15 protein-coding genes are annotated in these 16,071 nt (G+C 73.2%); 12 read left to right on the top strand and 3 right to left on the bottom strand.

Going from position 1 to position 16,071, the window contains the following annotated elements; translation table 11 throughout:
- Window positions 1-26: 26 nt before the first annotated feature.
- Window positions 27-680 (top strand): DUF998 domain-containing protein, encoded by a 654-nt coding sequence (locus NR112_RS03610; protein ID WP_256792601.1) that lies wholly within the window; start codon window positions 27-29, stop codon window positions 678-680.
- On the opposite strand, the gene NR112_RS03605 is transcribed toward NR112_RS03610, so the two are convergent.
- Window positions 608-1,423, bottom strand: a complete 816-nt coding sequence (locus tag NR112_RS03605) for a polysaccharide deacetylase family protein (protein WP_256792600.1) — start codon at window positions 1,421-1,423, stop codon at window positions 608-610. The two genes, NR112_RS03610 and NR112_RS03605, sit on opposite strands and share 73 nt — an antisense overlap.
- Window positions 1,424-1,535: 112 nt before the next feature.
- On the opposite strand from NR112_RS03605, the gene NR112_RS03600 reads away from it, so the two are divergent.
- Window positions 1,536-2,789: a glycoside hydrolase family 15 gene (locus NR112_RS03600; protein ID WP_256792599.1), complete on the top strand. Its 1,254-nt coding sequence runs from the start codon at window positions 1,536-1,538 to the stop codon at window positions 2,787-2,789.
- Here NR112_RS03600 and mce read toward each other — a convergent pair.
- A complete protein-coding gene (mce, locus tag NR112_RS03595) occupies window positions 2,769-3,212 on the bottom strand; it encodes a methylmalonyl-CoA epimerase (RefSeq protein WP_256792598.1) in 444 nt (147 codons plus the stop codon). The genes NR112_RS03600 and mce overlap by 21 nt on opposite strands.
- Before the next feature lie 137 nt (window positions 3,213-3,349).
- On the opposite strand from mce, the gene NR112_RS03590 reads away from it, so the two are divergent.
- Together NR112_RS03590 and meaB are read left to right on the top strand one after the other, a co-directional pair.
- Complete coding sequence (locus NR112_RS03590; protein WP_056770408.1) at window positions 3,350-4,555, top strand: acetyl-CoA C-acetyltransferase; 1,206 nt, start codon at window positions 3,350-3,352, stop codon at window positions 4,553-4,555.
- A 20-nt stretch (window positions 4,556-4,575) separates the two neighbouring features.
- Entirely contained in the window at window positions 4,576-5,541 is a 966-nt protein-coding gene (gene meaB / locus NR112_RS03585) for a methylmalonyl Co-A mutase-associated GTPase MeaB (RefSeq protein WP_256792597.1), read from the top strand.
- Window positions 5,542-5,606: 65 nt separating this feature from the next.
- On the opposite strand, the gene NR112_RS03580 is transcribed toward meaB, so the two are convergent.
- Complete coding sequence (locus NR112_RS03580; RefSeq protein ID WP_256792596.1) at window positions 5,607-6,503, bottom strand: hypothetical protein; 897 nt, start codon at window positions 6,501-6,503, stop codon at window positions 5,607-5,609.
- A gap of 292 nt (window positions 6,504-6,795) precedes the next feature.
- On the opposite strand from NR112_RS03580, the gene NR112_RS03575 reads away from it, so the two are divergent.
- The 8 genes from NR112_RS03575 to NR112_RS03540 all read left to right on the top strand — a co-directional run bounded on the left by NR112_RS03575 (window position 6,796) and on the right by NR112_RS03540 (window position 16,018).
- Entirely contained in the window at window positions 6,796-7,803 is a 1,008-nt protein-coding gene (locus NR112_RS03575; protein ID WP_256792595.1) for a GNAT family N-acetyltransferase, read from the top strand.
- 59 nt (window positions 7,804-7,862) lie between these two features.
- Entirely contained in the window at window positions 7,863-8,177 is a 315-nt protein-coding gene (locus tag NR112_RS03570; protein WP_256792594.1) for a thiamine-binding protein, read from the top strand.
- Entirely contained in the window at window positions 8,170-8,691 is a 522-nt protein-coding gene (locus NR112_RS03565) for a GNAT family N-acetyltransferase (protein WP_256792593.1), read from the top strand. The genes NR112_RS03570 and NR112_RS03565 overlap by 8 nt, the downstream gene beginning before the upstream one ends.
- Before the next feature lie 198 nt (window positions 8,692-8,889).
- Complete coding sequence (locus tag NR112_RS03560; RefSeq protein ID WP_256792592.1) at window positions 8,890-12,120, top strand: FtsX-like permease family protein; 3,231 nt, start codon at window positions 8,890-8,892, stop codon at window positions 12,118-12,120.
- Window positions 12,117-13,067, top strand: coding sequence for an ABC transporter ATP-binding protein (locus NR112_RS03555; RefSeq protein ID WP_256792591.1), 951 nt, complete (start codon window positions 12,117-12,119; stop codon window positions 13,065-13,067). Before NR112_RS03560 ends, NR112_RS03555 begins: the two co-directional genes overlap by 4 nt.
- Window positions 13,064-13,843: an ATP-binding cassette domain-containing protein gene (locus NR112_RS03550; protein ID WP_256792590.1), complete on the top strand. Its 780-nt coding sequence runs from the start codon at window positions 13,064-13,066 to the stop codon at window positions 13,841-13,843. The genes NR112_RS03555 and NR112_RS03550 overlap by 4 nt, the downstream gene beginning before the upstream one ends.
- Window positions 13,844-14,063: 220 nt before the next feature.
- The gene (locus tag NR112_RS03545) at window positions 14,064-15,056 is read left to right on the top strand and encodes a hypothetical protein (RefSeq protein WP_256792589.1); all 993 of its coding nucleotides are present in this window, start codon (window positions 14,064-14,066) and stop codon (window positions 15,054-15,056) included.
- 14 nt (window positions 15,057-15,070) lie between these two features.
- Entirely contained in the window at window positions 15,071-16,018 is a 948-nt protein-coding gene (locus tag NR112_RS03540) for a tetratricopeptide repeat protein (RefSeq protein ID WP_256792588.1), read from the top strand.
- Window positions 16,019-16,071 lie beyond the last annotated feature (53 nt).

Here is a 16,071-nt window from a genome sequence, read left to right as displayed (position 1 = left end):
GGGAGCCCGCGGGATACGGTCGGCGCGTGCGACGGACGACGGCGGGTCTCGGCTGCTGGCTCGTCCAGCCGGCCTACCTGCTCGTCGAGCTCGTCGTGGCAGCAGGCGCCTCGGCGGCCTACAGCCTGCGCGACGACACGATCAGCGCGCTCGGGATGCTGACGTGCGCACCCGGTCACGCGGGTGCGACGATCGACGTCTGCTCCTCGGCCCATGCCGTGCTCGACGTCGCGTTCATCGTCTTCGGCCTCCTGCGCGCCGCGGGCGCCGTGCTGTTGCGACCGCGTCTCGGCGCCGGCGGATGGGCGCTGGCCGCCGTCTGGCTCTGGGTCGGGTCTGCGCTCTTCGCCGCTGCCGTCGGACTCGTGCCCGTCGACCAGCACCCCGGGTGGCACGCGGTCGTGGCGCTTCCCGTCTTCGTCCTGCAGCCGCTCGCCGTCCTCGTCACGGCCGAGGCGCTGCGGCGGTCACGCGCCGTGTCACGGGTCGTCGCCGTGTCGGGTCTCGTGCTCGGCGGGCTCATGGTGGCCGCGGCCGCCGCGTTCGGGCTGCGTCTGGGGGACCCGACGTGGTCCGGTGCCCTCGAGCGCCTCGCCCTGTGGCCGACCTACCCGTGGCTGGCCGTGGTCGCCTGGGCGCTGCTCGTCGCCAGGAGGTCGGAGACGGTCGCGAAGGTGTAGCCGTCGTCGCGGAGCCTGCGGATGATCGCGACGAGCCGGTCGATGGTGATGAGCCGGTCGTCCGAGCCCGTGTCGTGGGCGAGGATGATCGAGCCGGGACGCACCTGCGACGCGATGTCGTCGACGATGCCGTCCGGATGGGGTGCCACGAGGTCCTCGCGGGCCTGGGCCGACCACAGCACCGTCGTGAGGCCCGACTCCGCCGCTGCGAGGAGACCGGCGCCGCCGACGTGTCCGTACGGCGGCCGGAAGAGCGTCGGCGCCACGCCGTACGTCTCGGCCATGAGCCGGGTCGTCCTCGTGATCTCGTCCGTGCACCGGGACCAGTCGAGGCGACCGAGGTCGGGGTGCTCGAAGGTGTGGTTCGCGAGCTCGTGCCGACCGACGCTGTCGTGGTGCAGCGCGCCGTGGTCGCGCACGTTGCGCCCGAGGCAGAAGAACGTGGCCGGCACGTCCTCCGCCTCGAGCGCGGCCAGGACCCGTGGGGTCCAGTCGGGGTGCGGACCGTCGTCGAAGGTCAGTGCGACGCGGCGCTGATGGCCCGCACCCGCCCAGACGACCGACGTGGCTGTCGCCGAGGGGGTGGATCGGTCGGGACGCACGGCGCTGACCGGGCTGCCGTAGAAGGGCAGCGGGGTGTTCTCGTCGAGCCGCTCCACGAGTCGCACGGCTCCGACGGCCCCGGCTGCCCCGACGGCTGCACCGGCCGCCGCGGTCAGGGCCTGCCGGCGTGTGACCTCCATGTCAGCCGATGCTACGGGCAGACCGCCACGATCCTCGGGCGAGTCGGCACCACGCGTGCCACACTGGCGCCCGGTCGACGGGGAGGTCGACCGCGGGTGGACGGAGGTGGACGTGCGGCGTGCCGTGGTGGGCGCTCTGGCTGCGGTCGTGATGGCCGGTGCCGGACTCGTCCCGCTGCTCGTCGCCGAAGACCCGCTGCCGGTCCTGCGCAACGGCGCGGGCTGGCGCGCGACGTCCGTCCTCGCGCCTGCCGCGCTCGGCGACCGGCTCGTGGAGCCGCTGGCCGAAGCCCTCTGGCTCGTCGACGGCACGGTCCCCGCGGCCGGCGCGCGCACACGCGTCGCGGCCCAGGCGCTCCAGGACCTGCACGCCCTGACCCGAGCGAACGGGGCCGTCGCCGCCGGACCCGACGCCCCGTGGGCGTACGCGTGGCCGCGGGACTCCGCCTTCGTCGCCGTGGCCTACGCCGAGACCGGACACCTGGCCGACGCCGAGCGCGTCCTGGGTTTCCTCGCACGCGTGCAGCGGCCGGACGGCGGCTTCGAGGCGCGCTACCGGCTCGACGGAGCCGGTCCGCCGGACGACCGTCCTCGCCAGAGCGACGGCGCGGGGTGGGTGCTCTGGTCCCTCGAGCAGGTCAGGATGGCGAGCCCCGGCCGAGTCTTACCGGCAGGCCTGCGCGGGCTGCGCGACCGGGCCTTCCGATTCGTCCTGGCACAGACGGCGACGGGCACCCGGCTGCCCGAGGTGTCGCCCGACTACTGGGAGGTGCCGGAGCGACAGGTCACCCTCGGGACGGCGGCTCCGCTCGCGGCCGGCCTCGAGGCCGCGGCCGGGACCTTGGCGGCCGAGGGAGACACCGGCTTGGAGGACCTGGCCAGGCGGGCGGCGCGTGGGCTGCGGTCCCTGATCCGTGCGGAGCTCGGGCCCGCGTACGAGCGGCACGGGCGGTCCGGAGGGCTCGATGCGGGCGTCACCATGCTCATGCCACCCTTCGCCGCCGTGGGCGACGTGGCCGCGGAGCGTGCCTGGGAGCACTACCCGGTGCTCGCCCTGCGGGCCGCGGGCGGCCTCGCCCCCGGTGTCGAGTGGAAGTCCGACGGTGTCTCGTGGACGCCCGAGACCGCCATGGTCGCCTACACGGCCGCGGCGTCCGGCCACCCTCTCCTGGCAGAGCATTGGCTGACGTGGCTCGCTGGGCACTGCACGTCGTGGGGGAGCCTGCCCGAGAAGGTCCTGCCGGACGGGAGCCCCGCAGGACCGGCGCCGCTCGCCTGGACGGCGGCTCTCGTCGTCCTCACCGAGGCCGAGCTGGCGGCGCACCGCTCGGGTGCGGGCCTGACGTCAGTGCCCGGTGTGGGCTGACGGCTCGACGAGCTCGACGAGGACGCCTCCGGCGTCCTTGGGGTGGATGAAGTTGACGCGGCTGTCGCTCGTGCCGCGCTTCGGGGTGTCGTAGAGCAGCCGGAGGCCGCGCTCGCGAAGCGTCGCGCACACGGCGTCGATGTCGGTGACGCGGTAGGCGAGCTGCTGGATGCCCGGCCCGCTGCGGTCGAGGAACTTCGCGATCGTCGACTCGGGGGAGAGCGGCGCGAGCAGCTGGATGCACGAGCCCGAGTCGCCGACGCCCATCATCGCCTCGCGGACTCCCTGCTCCGCATTCGTCTCCTCGTGGAGCATCCGCATGCCGTACGTCCCCTCGTAGAACGCGATGGCCGCGTCGAGGTCGGGGACCGCGATGCCGACGTGGTCGATGTGGGTGAAGAGGGGGTCGGGAGTCGCGCTCATGGTCCCAACGTAGGGCGGCGTGACGGCATACGGCTGCGGTATGCCGTGTGCGCTTGGTCATGCTCGTCGGGGGCCTGCAGGGGGCGCGACTAGAGTTGACGGCGACATCCCCCATGACGTCGGAAGAGGCTTCACCCATGACTGCTGACCGTCCCACCTCCGTGATCGTCGCGGGCGCCCGCACCCCCATGGGTCGGCTGCTCGGCTCGCTCAAGGACTTCTCCGGGTCCGACCTCGGTGGCGTCGCCATCAAGGGGGCCCTCGAGAAGGCGGGCGTCGCCCCGGAGCAGGTCGACTACGTCATCATGGGCCAGGTGCTGCAGGCCGGCGCCGGCCAGATCCCGGCCCGGCAGGCCGCGCACGCCGCCGGCATCCCGATGACCGTCCCGGCCCTGACCATCAACAAGGTCTGCCTCTCCGGCATCAACGCCATCGCCATGGCCGACCAGCTCATCCGCGCGGGCGAGTGCGACGTCGTCGTCGCCGGTGGCCAGGAGTCGATGACCAACGCGCCGCACCTCATGACGAAGTCGCGCGAGGGCTACAAGTACGGCGACGTCACGATGCGCGACCACATGGCCTTCGACGGCCTCTGGGACGCCTTCACCGACCAGGCCATGGGTCTGCTCACCGAGCAGGCCAACACGGGCGAGCAGGCCTTCACCCGCGAGGAGCAGGACGAGTTCTCGGCGCGCAGCCACCAGCTCGCGGCCAAGGCGTGGAAGGACGGCCTCTTCGACGACGAGGTGGTCCCGGTGAGCATCCCGCAGCGCAAGGGCGACCCGGTCGTCTTCAAGAACGACGAGGGCATCCGCGCCGACACGACGACCGCGTCGCTCGGCGGCCTGCGCCCGGCGTTCAGCAAGGACGGCACGATCACGGCCGGCTCGGCGTCGCAGATCTCCGACGGTGCCGCCGCGGTCGTCGTCATGAGCAAGGCGAAGGCCGAGGAGCTCGGACTCACGTGGCTCGCCGAGATCGGCGCGCACGGCATGGTCGCCGGGCCCGACTCGACGCTCCAGCAGCAGCCCGCTCGCGCCATCGCCCGGGCCTGCGAGAAGGAGGGCATCACGCCCGCCGACCTCGACCTCGTCGAGATCAACGAGGCCTTCGCGGCCGTCGGACTCGCGTCGGCCAAGGAGCTCGGGATCGACGTCGACAAGGTCAACGTCAACGGCGGCGCCATCGCCCTCGGCCACCCGATCGGCATGTCGGGTGCCCGCATCGCCCTGCACCTCGCGCTCGAGCTGAAGCGTCGCGGCGGCGGTGTCGGCGCGGCTGCCCTCTGCGGTGGCGGCGGCCAGGGTGACGCCCTCATCGTCCGCGTGCCCGCGACCGCCTGATCGCCCGGGTCCTGCACCGCGTGGCGCGCCGATCCGTCGACGTCCCCGCCCTGGTCGAGTCGGCCAGGGCAGGTTCGCCGCGCGCCGTCGCCCGCCTCATCTCCCTCGTCGAGGACGGCCACGAGTCCCTCCGCGTGGTGATGTCGGCCCTCGCGCCGCACGCCGGCAACGCGTGGGTCATCGGTCTCACCGGCTCGCCGGGCGTCGGCAAGTCGACGACGACGACTGCGCTCGTCGGCGCCTTCCGCGAGCGCGGCCTGCGCGTCGGCGTGCTCGCGGTCGACCCGAGCTCGCCGTTCTCGGGCGGGGCGCTGCTCGGCGACCGCGTCCGCATGCAGGACCACGCCCTCGACCCCGAGGTCTACATCCGCTCGATGGCCTCACGCGGCCATCTCGGCGGGCTGTCGTTCACGACACCGCAGGCCATCCGGGTGCTCGACGCCGCCGGGTGCGACGTCGTGCTCGTCGAGACCGTCGGGGTGGGGCAGTCCGAGGTCGAGATCGCCGGGCTCGCCGACACGTCGGTCGTGCTGCTCGCGCCCGGCATGGGTGACGGCATCCAGGCCGCCAAGGCCGGCATCCTCGAGATCGGTGACGTCTTCGTCGTCAACAAGGCCGACCGCGACGGTGCCGATGCGACGGTCCGCGACCTGCGCCACATGATCTCGCTCGGCGACCGCACCGAGCCGGGGCTGTGGCGGCCTCCGGTCGTGAAAACCGTTGCGGCACAGAAGGTCGGCATTGACGAGGTGATGGAGGCCCTCGACAAGCACCGGGCGTTCGTCGAGGAGAACGGCGAGCTGGCCCGCCGCCGTGAGCGTCGCGTCGCCGACGAGATCGAGACGATCGCGCTGACGACCCTGCGCGCCCGGCTCGGGCACGTCGGCGGTCACGAGGGCGTCGACGCGCTGGCGCGTGACGTCATCGCCGGGCGCACCGACCCGTATGCCGCCGCCGACCGTCTCGTCGAGCAGCTCGGGCCCTGAGCGGCGGTTTCGGTCTGAAGGTCCACCGCGACACATGAAGTCGGGTGTCGCGGTGCAGCTCGCGCTCAGTGCTGGAGAGCTGCGTGGAGCTGCTGTGTCGCGCGGGCCTTCGCCTCAGCGCGGAGGAGCACCGAGGCGACCCAGCCCTGACGCCACATCACCTGCTCGTGGGTGAACCGGTAGACGTCCCAGCCGGCCAGCGTCAGCTCGTCGTACCGCCAGCAGTCGACGACGAGCTGCTCTCTGCCGGTGTGGAACTCGTGGCTGTCTGCCTCGACGACGATTCCCAGCGCCACGTCGACGAGGTCCGGGGTCACCCGCTCGCCGCCGGCCACGGCGATGCCGACCTGGGGGCGGAGGTCGAGACCGGGCACGTCGAGCGCGATGGCACGCAGCACGGACTCGAACGGGTTGGCCGCCTTGCTCGACGCGTGCGCGAGGACACGAAGCACGCGCGGTCGTCCGGGGCCGCGAACCTGCTGCGCCGCCGTCGCGAGGTCACGGGCCGCCACCCGACGGGACCGAAGCGCGGAGTCGGCGATGGCGAGAGCCTCGTCGAAGGGAAGGTGACGGGCGCAGTCCACCACGGTGCGGACCGGTGACGTGATGCCCTCGGCCGCGTCCCCTGGGTCTATCAGGGAGGACCGGATCCGCGCCCGCGGCCGAACGTCGACCGCGATCTTGCGCCCACGAGGAACGGTGATCTCTGGCTTCGGCGGCACCGTCTTGACCTTCCAGCCGTGCGCGAGCGCCGCGGAGCGGTGCGAGACGATGGCACTCAGCTCGTGCGCCACGGCCGTGGCGGCGTCGACATCGCGGAGCAGGTATCGGCCGGGACGCGGGCGCAGGACACGCCCCTGCGCCACCGCGCGTCGAAGCTGCCTCTTCGAGACGAAGGAGCGCAGCTCGGCATGCGTCGCCACGCCGCCGAGGCGCCGCAGCGCGTCCACCACAGGATCCACGTCGCCAGCCTGCCGAGCCGTCGATCGGTCTCGAGCGCGCTGTCCACAGGGCCTGAGAACACATGAAGTCGGCGTTGGCGGCCGAGGCCCTGCGTGGGGCGAGCACGCGCTGGTGCTTGCTGTGTCGTGGGGCCCGTTCGCAGGGCGCGCGAGGTCTCGTGGGTGGGGACGGCGGGCAGGGTGAGGCGGCGGCATACGGGCGTGGGGGAACTAGGCCGCAGACGGACGCGGGGGAGCGGGCAGAGGACGTAAATGGATGGCGCTGGGGACGCCGCGGTGTCACCGTCGAGGGATGGACATCATCCCGCTCGACCATGACGACGACGTCATGCTCAAGGAGCTCTTCGGCGTGGCCACGCGCAGCGAGTCCGTCTCGCGCGTGCAGCCGGTCCAGCGCACCGAGGACGAGTTCCTCAAGATGGTGCGCTTCTCGTTCCCCGGCGAGCGCGAGGAGAGCGTGGTCGCGGTCGTCGACGGCTCACCGGTCGGCTGGGCTCGCGTGTTCTTCCCCGAGCGCGACAACCTCGACAAGTGCTGGTCGCACCTCGAGGTCGACCCCCAGCACCGCCGGCAGGGCGTCGGGACCGCCCTCGTCGGCTGGATGGAGCAGCAGGCCCGGGCAGCAGGCCGGGACATGCTCCTGACGGAGGTCTTCGTCCCGGTGGGCGACCGCGAGTCGCATGCGGACCGCGAGTTCGCCCTCCGCCGTGGATTCACGGTGTCGAGCATCGAGATCGTGCGCTCGATCCCGCTCCCGGTCGCGGCCGATGTCATGGCCGAGCACGAGCGTCGTGCCGCCGAGGCCATGGGCGATCTCTACGAGCTCACCGTCCACGTGGACGGCGTGCCCGCCGAGTTGCGGCAGGGCGTCTGCGACGCGTCGAACCGGCTCATCCTCGACGCCCCCACGGGCGACGTCGAGTTCGAGCCCGAGTCGATGACCGTCGACGACTACGAGACGCTGCTCCAGCATCTGCGCGACACCGGTCGCACGATGGTCACGGCGGTCGCCGTGCACCGCGAGTCCGGCGTCGTCGCGGCGTACACCGACCTCTCCATCCCCTCGGGGGACCCGCACGTCGTCTTCCAGTGGGGCACCCTCGTGCTGCCCGAGCACCGCGGCCACCGGCTCGGCATGGCCGTCAAGGTCGCGAACCTCAAGGAGCTGTGCCGCCTTGCGCCAGAGCGGCGTTCGGTCCAGACGATGAACGACGAGCAGAACCCGTGGATGGTCCAGATCAACAAGGACCTGGGCTTCGCCATCATCGAGGAGGCACTGACGATGAAGAAGGCCTTCTAGACCGAGCGGCGCGGTGGGGTGCTCGCGTGACGGCGGCGGGGGCGGCATACGGTGAGGCCATGCTGATCGCCTTCTCCGTCGCCCCCACCGTCGCGGCCGACGACACCGGATCCGTGTCGGACGCCGTCGCCCGAGCCATTCGCGTCGTGCGCGACGCCGGTCTGCCGCACCGCACCGACGCGATGTTCACGACCATCGAAGGGGAGTGGGACGAGTGCATGGCTGTCGTGAAGCAGTGCTGCGACGTGCTGGCGGAGACCTCGCCGCGTGTCGGGCTCGTGCTCAAGGCCGACATCCGTCCCGGCTGGACGGGCGAGCTCGACGGCAAGCTCGAGCGGCTCGAGGATGCGCTCGGCCGTCAGCAGGATGACTGAGGACGCCTGGGGCCTGCGCCCGCTCGCGCGCGAGGACTGCGACGAGCTGGGCCGCGTGCACATGGCCATCTGGCGCGACGCGTACGCCGACCTCATGCCGGCCGACTACCTCGCCGGGCTGAGTGACGAGCGCTGTGCGGACCGCTGGCGTGAGCGGGTCGCCCTGCCGCCGGATGCTCCGCAGCGCACCCTCGTGGTCGTGGACGCGGACGGCCGGCTCGCGGGCTTCGGCAGCGCCGGCCCGAGTCGAGACGAGGACGCCCCCACCGAGTGGGAGCTGTATGCCGTCAACCTCGCTTCGCACGCCCGTGGCACGGGCGTCGCCGACCGGCTCGTCGATGAGCTCCTCGCCGACCGCGACGCGACCTTGTGGGTCATCGACGGCAACGCGAGAGCCCGGGCCTTCTACGCGCGGCGTGGCTTCGTCGACGAGGGCGGCAGGGACGTCCACCCGGCCACGGGCACCCCGGAGGTCCGGATGGTCCGTCGTACTCGCGGGTCGACGGGCAACTGACGGGCCGCCTGCCGCGTCCGGCATCGTCCGCACGATGAGTTGCGAAGCGGTCACGATCGACGGGTGCGCCGCCGGAACGCCCCGCGCGCCGAGCGTCAAGGGACAGACTCTGTACCGCACGGCGGCACCGGTCCGACCGCGGCACAAGCGACGGGGGACTCCGCTGGGACGCGCACACGACGGTCTGGGACGCCGACCGTGACGTCGCGCACCTCACCGTGGCGTCGTCCTGCGGGCCGTCTCGCGCGTCGGTGGTCGACGGCTGCGCGGACCGTCGTCAGCGCGACGAGGCACCGTCCGGCACAGGCGGTCTCCCTCGTGCTCCTGTCGGCGCTCGTCACCGCCTCGGCCGTCTTCGGCCCGCTGTATGCCCGGTCGGTCGAGCACAGCCTCCTGCGGGACGCCCTGGCCCGGAGCACGGTCATGACGACGGGGCTCGTGGCCGAGGCGCAGTCCGACGAGACCTCGGTGCCATCCCCCGACGCGGTGGCCCAGGCCGTGCCGTCCTCGCTGCGCGGCGCCTTCGACGAGCCCGTGGCGACCCTCTCGGGTCAGGTGGTGCTGCGGCAGGCGGAAGGTCGGGGCGGGGTCGACGTGCTCACCACGGCATACGCGCCCCTGGCTGGGTGCACCGGCCTCGTCGTCACCGGCGGCGTGTGCCCGACGGCCGGCGGGCAGGTCATGGTCTCGACGGCGGAAGCCTCCTTCGAGGGATGGCGGGTGGGCGACACTCTCGAGGTCGTGGCCGCCCCCGGTGGGAGCCCGTCGGCGCGAGCCACCGACCGGAACGTCCGGCTCGTCGGCACCTACGACCAGCGGATCGACGACGCCGTGTGGTTCGGCCTGCGGCTGACCGGCCGGGCCGGGACGCGATCCGTCGCCGGGCTCGCGTCGGTGCCGAAGGTCGATGCCCCCGTCGTCGCGCCCGCCTTCTTCGAGCAGAGCCCGACCGGTACCACGACGACGCTCACCTACCTGCTCCGACGCGACCGCCTCGGGGTCGACGAGCTGGCCGGCCTCGTGTCCGGGGTCCGGGCCGCCGAGGTTCGCGTGCCCGACGGGCCCACCGCTCCGCGGCTGCGCTCCGGGCTCGACCAGATCGGGCACACGGTCGTGCTGGGGCAGGAGCAGGCCTCGTTGCTCGTCCCGCTCCTCATGGGTCAGCTGGCCCTGCTCGCCGTGGTGGTGCTCGGCCTCGCCTCGGCCGCCGCCGTCGAGCAGCGTCGTCCCGAGATCGCGCTGGCCCGGCTGCGTGGTGAGGGCATCGCGGGCGCTCGGAGGCTCGTGGTCTCGGAGCTCGGGGCGCTCGTCGTCCTCGGTGTCCCCCTCGGGGCGGCCCTGGCGGTCGGCCTCGACGTCGTGGCGGCCCGCGGCTGGCTGCCCGAGGGCGCCCCCCTCGACGTCCCGAGGAGCGCTTGGGCCGCGGCCGGTCTGGCTCTCTCCGCCGGCCTTCTCGCCGTCCTGCTCGCGGCACGGCGCCCGGTCCGCGAACCGATCCCGTCGCTGCTGCGGCGAGTGCCTCCGCGGCCGCGCTCTCTCGTCGTCGGTCTCTTCGACGCGGTCGTCATCACCGTGGCCGGTGCCGGCGTGCTGACCATCGTCACGGGCGGCGTGTCCGGTCCGCTGGCGATGGTGACTCCGGCCCTCCTCGCCTTCGCGGTCGGGCTGCTGCTCGCCCTCGTCGTCGTGCCCGTCTCGGCCGGCCTAGGGCACGTCCTGCTCCGGCGGGGCCACGTCCCTGCGGGGCTCACGGCACTGTCGCTGGCCCGCCGGCCGGCCGTGCGGCGACTCGTGGCCATCGTCACGGTCGCGACCGCGCTGCTCGTCTTCGCCACCGACGCCTACCTCGTCGCGGAGCGCAACCGGGGCCAGCGGGCGGCGCTCGAGGCGGGGGCGGACGTCGTCCTGCAGACGGACTCGAAGGAGCCGCGCCTCGTCCGCGAGGTCCTGCGCACGGTCGACCCGGGCTCCGACCGGACGGCGCCGGTCGCGCACCTCGCCGCCGCCGACTCGGGGTCCCTGGCCACGATGGCCGTCGTCCCTGCCGCGATGCGGGCCGTGGCGCTCGACCCCGGAGGCAGCACCGGGCCCGGCGTCGACTGGGGGCGCGTCGTCGCCCCGCCGGCGGGCTCGACCGAGCTGCACGGGCGCACCGTCTCGGTGACGATCGCCGACCTCGCCATCGACAAGGTGGCGCCCGGGGCCGACGTCGCCGCCGGCGAGACAGGCGGCAGGACCGGGCCCGACGCCGTTCCCTTCCGGCTCGCCCTCCGAGACGGCACCGGAGCCGACGTCAACGTCCCGCTCGGGTCCGTGCCCTTCACGGCGCGGGGCCCCGTGAGGCTCGCCGCGACGATTCCGTGCGAGACCACCTCCTGCACCCTGACCGGTGTCGACGTCGACCGCGCCGACAGCGAGACGCGTCTGGTCGCCGGGCACTTCCGGATCGCGAGCGTGGTCACGGACGGCTCGGCGGCGATCCCGCTGTCCGACCTGACCTGGGACCAGATCGGGACTCCCTTCCCGCTGCGCGATCTCCAGCCGGGACGGCCCGGCTTCGGGACGGTCGCGGCGACTCCGGGAGCCCCGGACGGCATCCGGGTCACGTTCGCGTCCACCGGGGGCATCGTCTCCCTCGTCACGGGACCACCACCCCTGCCGGTCGTCGTCGTGCCGCCGCCCGACACCGACCCCGAGGGTTCCGGCGCCCCTGGAGGCACGAGACCCCCGGACGGGATCGTCGGCTTCGGTGGCATGACCGTCCGGGTGCGTGAGGTGGGACGCGTCGCTGTCGCTCCCGGCGACGCCACGAACGTGGCCGTCGTGGACTACGACGCGCTGGCCGCGCAGGCCAGCCGCCTCTATGCGAGCGGGTCGATCGAGGTCTGGATCCGCGACGCGGGCTTCGCCCCGGCCGTCCAGGCCGCCCTCGAGGGCGCCGGGGTCACCGTGCGCTCGAGGGCCGGCGTGGAGGATCTCCGACAGTCCTACGACCGGTCCGCCTCGGCCTGGTCCCTGAGACTCGCGATCGTCATGGCCGTCCTGGCCCTGCTCCTCACCGCGCTCGCCCTGGTGCTCGTCACCGTGACGTCGTGGCGCTCACGGTCCAAGGACCTCGCCTCCCTGCGCATGGCCGGCGTCCCGCCGGGACGGCTGCGCCGCGTCACCGTGGCGGAGCAGGTCATCGTCATCCTCCTCGCCACGGTCGTCGGCGCGCTCTGCGGCTCCGCCGGCGCGCGGCTCTCGCTCGGGCTCGTGCCGTTCTTCACGACGCCGTCGGACACGTTCGTCCAGGACCTCCGTCCGGCGCTTGCGCCGATGGCGGCCGCGGCAGCCGGGTCGCTGCTGTGGCTCGTGGTCGTTGCGGCCGCGCTCGGCACCTGGCTCGCCGGACGTGCCGTCGTGGGTCGGGTCCGGGAGACGACATGAGCGCGCCCGTCGTCCTTCCGTCCTCCACCGCGCGACGGGGTCTCGACGTGACGACTCGCGGCCTCGTCGTCATCTACCGCTCCGAGGGGCACGACGTGGCGGCTCTCTCCGGCGTCGACCTGCGCGTCGCGGCGGGGGAGGTCGTGGGGCTGCTCGGCCCGAGCGGCGCCGGCAAGTCGACGCTGCTGACGGTCTTCGGCGGCCTCGTCGAGCCGAGTGCGGGCAAGGTCCACGTCGGCCACCACGACGTCAAGGCGATGGGCCCCGAACAGCTCGACGCCTACCGGGCCGGAGACGTCGGCCTCGTGCTCCAGGGCGCCGGCCGCAACCTGCTGCCCTACCTGACTCCCCACCAGAACGTCGGTTTCGCGCAGGGCGCGGCCAGGCGCCTCGGTCGGTCCGTCCCGGACGTCGACGACGTGCTCGGGCTGCTGGGGGTGCGCGCGCTCGCCGACCGGCCGCTCGGCTCGCTGTCGCCGGGGCAGCTGCAGCTGTGCGCCATCGCTGTCGGGATCGCCTGCTTCCCGGGCCTGCTGCTCGGCGACGAGCCGACGAGCCAGCTCGACCACGCGTCGCGCGACCGGGTGCTCGAGGCCCTGCACGTCGTGAACACGCAGGTCGGCTCGACCGTCGTCGTCGTGACGCACGACCCGGACGTCGCCGCGCGCTTGCCCCGCACCGTGACGATCCGTGACGGTCGGGTGGGTGCCGAGGGCCGGTTGGGAGAGGAGTATGCCGTCGTGTCCGCGGACGGCTCCCTGCCCCTGTCCGGGCCGGCGCTCGACGACTTCCCGCCCGGCTCCCTCGTGCGGGTGCGCCACGACGGGACGTCATGGGTCCTCGAGGGTGAGCAGGCCTCGTCGTCCGACGCCGCTGCAGGGGCATCGGACGACGCGCCGACGGCAGGGGCGGCGTGGTCGTCGGAGTCGGGGGAGGTCGGGACATGACCGGTCGACACCGACGACCGCGGGCACGGGACGTGTGGATCGGACCCGGCGCCGTCGCCGCGACCGACGGCCTGACCGACGGCCTGACCGACGGCCTGACCGACGCCGCCGACGAGGGCGTTGCGACGGAGGCCCTGTCGGTCCGCTTCGGGGAGCTGTCGGCGCTCGTCGACGTGACGATGAGCGCGGTGCGCGGCGAGCTCGTCGCGGTCAGCGGACCGTCCGGCGCAGGCAAGACGACGCTGCTCTGGGCGCTCGCGGGTGCACTCGACCCGGCCGCGGCCGTGTCCGGTCGGGTGACGGTCCTCGGCGATGCCATCGACCCCAGGGGCGCGCGTGAGCGCACCGTGCCGCTCGGGGTGGCGATGATCCCGCAGGGCAACGGCCTGGCGGCAGTCCTCACGGCCGCGGAGAACTGCCTCGTGCCGCTCGTCGACGGAGGGGTGTCGGCCCGCGAGGCCCGGGCCCGCGTGGCGCAGGCCCTGGAGGCGGTCGGTCTGCAGGACTCGGGCAACCACCTCGTCGAGGAGCTGTCGGGCGGGCAGCAGCAACGCGTCGCGGTCGCTCGCGCGATCGCCGCCCGACCGACGGTGCTCCTCGCCGACGAGCCCACGTCCGAGCTCGACCACGCCAACCGCGAACGGGTCCTTGCCCTGCTCACCGGTCTGGCCTCCGGCGGTGCGTGCGTCGTCATGGCGACGAACGACCCCGAGGCCGCGGCCGGCGCCCACCGCGGAATCGTCCTCGACGCCGGGCGAGGGACCGCTCGCGCCTGAGGCGCGCAGGACAAACCGCGCATAAGGGGCATCAGGTGGCGACGCCGAGCGTGACCCGTCTGACATCGGCTCGCGTCGCTGCACGAACTGCGTCAGGAGTGTCCGGAAATGTCCTCGGCGAGCCGTACCAGCGGATTGGGGATGCAGCACGGTCCGTGCGTATCGTGGGTCGCGGCCGAACGCGCTCGGCCGGTCCCCTTGCGTCACGAAAGGCTTTTCCATGCCCCGCACCGCGACTCGTCGACGTGCTCTTGCCGCCGCGCTCGCCTGCGCTGCCATGCTCTCCGCCTGCACCGGCAACTCCGACGACGGCACGGCCGGCACCGGCGTCTCGGCGACGCCTGTCGTAGCGGCAGACGCTGCCGACACGACCGCCGCCTCGGCCGTCGGTGCGGCAGCGACATCCTCGCTCGATGGCTCGGCCGCCGGTGCGGCTGCTCGGAGCAAGGCCTTCGTCGGTGCCGCGCTCACGTCGGCGAACGCGTATGCCAAGACGTTGCCCGGGCGCACCGCCGCGGAGAAGGCCGACGCCGAGCTCGCCACGACCGGCGTCAAGGTGCTCGCGCTGTCCCGCGCCGGCGACGCCCCCGCGCAGATCCTCGCCCAGACGACGTTGAAGAAGACCGGTGCGGCCGTCCTCGTGCTGCTCGTCGGTGGGCAGCCCGGAGCGCCGTTCAAGGCGGCCGCGGTCACCCCGATGCTCCCGGACGCCAAGCTCGATGCTCTCGACCCGACGACCGACGGCTCGGCCGCCATCGCCGACGGCAAGGGCCTGAGTGCCAAGCCGGACGACGTCGTCTCGGCGTTCGCCGCCTCGGTGAAGTACCCCGACCCGACGGCGACCAAGGTGCTGGCCGACGACCCGCTCTCGGAGCAGCTGCGCCAGTCGGCGCGCGCGCAGTCGCAGGCCCTGAACAACCAGGGTGCCTTCACCCAGGAGCACGAGCCCAAGGGCGTCATCGGTGGCCTGCGCCTCAAGGACGGCAACGGCGCCATCGTCTTCGCCCACCTCGTGCGCAGCGACGCCATCGCCATGCGGACGCCCGTCAAGCTCACCCCGGCCAAGGACCTGACGCTCCTGACCGGCATCAAGCAGATCACGACCGAGGCGAACCTCACCTCCGACGAGATCGTCGCCATCGTCATCCCTGCGTCCGGACAGGCGCGCATCGTCGCCGCTTCGGACCAGCTCGTCGCCGGCTCGGGTCGGTGAGGGAGGATTGATCTATGAGTCACCAGCCATTCACCGCAGCAGCACTTCGCGGTGCCGTCGACCTGTCATCGCTCAAGCGTCCGGCCCAGCCGGCTGGCCCCGTATCCGAAGGGGCCTCCACCTCCGCGGACGGTGCTGGCCTCGTCATCGAGGGCACTGACGCCTCGATCCGTGACGTCATCGCGGCGTCCGACCGGCACCCCGTCGTCATGGTGCTGTGGTCGCCGCGGCTGCAGGAGTCGGCCGACTTCGTCACGACGATGGGCTCGGTGGCCCGCCGCTACGCGGGTCGCTTCCAGCTCGTCACCGTCGACGTCGACGCGAACCCCACGATCCTGCAGGCCTTCCAGGTCCAGGCCGTGCCGGTGAGCTTCGCCTTCGTCCAGAGCCAACCCGTGCCGCTGTTCGAGGGCGTGCAGCCCGAGGCCCAGGTCACGGCCGTCATCGACCAGGTGCTCCAGCTCGCGGCCCAGCACGGGGTCACCGGCACCGTCACGGTCGGGGACGACGCCCAGGTGTCGGCCGACGAGGCCGACGTGGAGCAACCGCTGCCGCCACTGCACCAGAAGGCCTTCGACGCCATCGAGGCGGGTGACCTCGACGGAGCCGCCTCGGCCTACCGTGAGGCCCTCGCTCAGAGCCCTGCCGACACCGACGCCAAGCTCGGCCTCGCCCAGGTCGGGCTCATGCAGCGCACCCAGGGCGCCGACCTCCAGGCCGCCCGTGCCGCTGCGGCGGCTGCGCCGACCGACGTCGAGGCGCAGATCCTCGTCGCCGACCTCGACCTGCTCGGTGGTCACGTCGAGGACGCCTTCATGCGGCTCATCGACACGGTGCGCGTCACGGTGGACGCCGACCGCAACACGGCGCGTGAGCACCTCGTCGAGCTCTTCGAGGTCGTCGGCGTCACCGACGAGCGCGTCGCGAAGGCACGCAAGTCCCTCATGAGCGCCCTCTTCTGAGGGGCAGATGCGCAGCGGGCCATCCTCCACGTCGGAGGGTGGCCCGCTGCGCT

It is taken from the genome of Terrabacter sp. Ter38 (assembly GCF_024519435.1).
Classification (GTDB): Bacteria; Actinomycetota; Actinomycetes; order Actinomycetales; family Dermatophilaceae; genus Terrabacter.
The sequence above is the reverse complement of the archived record's forward strand: the minus strand, read 5'-3'. Positions and strand labels throughout refer to the sequence as shown.

Coding starts and splice junctions, on each gene's coding strand:
- NR112_RS03605 (WP_256792600.1), bottom strand. CDS start 1,423: ATGGAGGTCACACGCCGGCAGGCCCTGACCGCGGCGGCCGGTGCAGCC.
- mce (WP_256792598.1), bottom strand. CDS start 3,212: ATGAGCGCGACTCCCGACCCCCTCTTCACCCACATCGACCACGTCGGC.
- NR112_RS03590 (WP_056770408.1), top strand. CDS start 3,350: ATGACTGCTGACCGTCCCACCTCCGTGATCGTCGCGGGCGCCCGCACC.
- NR112_RS03575 (WP_256792595.1), top strand. CDS start 6,796: ATGGACATCATCCCGCTCGACCATGACGACGACGTCATGCTCAAGGAG.
- NR112_RS03570 (WP_256792594.1), top strand. CDS start 7,863: ATGCTGATCGCCTTCTCCGTCGCCCCCACCGTCGCGGCCGACGACACC.
- NR112_RS03565 (WP_256792593.1), top strand. CDS start 8,170: ATGACTGAGGACGCCTGGGGCCTGCGCCCGCTCGCGCGCGAGGACTGC.
- NR112_RS03555 (WP_256792591.1), top strand. CDS start 12,117: ATGAGCGCGCCCGTCGTCCTTCCGTCCTCCACCGCGCGACGGGGTCTC.
- NR112_RS03550 (WP_256792590.1), top strand. CDS start 13,064: ATGACCGGTCGACACCGACGACCGCGGGCACGGGACGTGTGGATCGGA.
- NR112_RS03545 (WP_256792589.1), top strand. CDS start 14,064: ATGCCCCGCACCGCGACTCGTCGACGTGCTCTTGCCGCCGCGCTCGCC.
- NR112_RS03540 (WP_256792588.1), top strand. CDS start 15,071: ATGAGTCACCAGCCATTCACCGCAGCAGCACTTCGCGGTGCCGTCGAC.